This window comes from Kocuria sp. ZOR0020, assembly GCF_000800955.1.
GTDB classification, from domain to species: Bacteria; Actinomycetota; Actinomycetes; order Actinomycetales; family Micrococcaceae; genus Kocuria; species Kocuria subflava.
Map to the genome: position 1 here is coordinate 1 of NZ_JROX01000300.1, position 526 is coordinate 526.

Consider the following 526-nt stretch of genomic DNA (forward strand, 5'->3'; position numbering starts at 1 on the left):
CGGCGGCGGATTCCGTCCCGGTGGTGGACCCGGCCGTGGTGGCCGCGGTGCCACCCAGGGTGCCTTCGGCCGTGGTGGTCCGTCCCGCAAGGGACGCAAGTCGCGTCGGGCAAAGCGCCAGGAACTGGAGCAGATGAATGCCCCCAAGATCGGTGGCGTCTCTGTTCCGCACGGTGACGGTTCAACCGTGGTGCGTCTGCGCCGCGGTGCGTCCCTGATGGACTTTGCGGAGAAGATTGAGGCCAACCCGGCCGCACTGGTCCAGGTGCTGATCCACCTGGGCGAGATGGCAACGCAGACCCAGTCCCTGGACCAGGAGACCTTCGAACTCCTGGGCGCCGAGCTGGGCTACGTCATCAACATCGTCTCCCCGGAGGACGAGGAGCGCGAGCTGTTCGAGTCCTTCGACATCGACCTGGCCGCCGAATCGGCTGCCGAGGACGAAGAGGTGCTGGAGCCGCGTCCCGCCGTCGTGACCGTCATGGGTCACGTCGACCACGGTAAGACCCGTTTGCTGGACGCCATC

Annotated in this window: 1 protein-coding gene; it reads left to right on the plus strand. The window is 66.9% G+C overall.

The annotated features are described in order from the left end of the window. A partial coding sequence (locus tag L979_RS13260) for a translation initiation factor IF-2 N-terminal domain-containing protein (protein WP_047692675.1) occupies nt 1–526 on the plus strand: 526 nt, incomplete at both ends.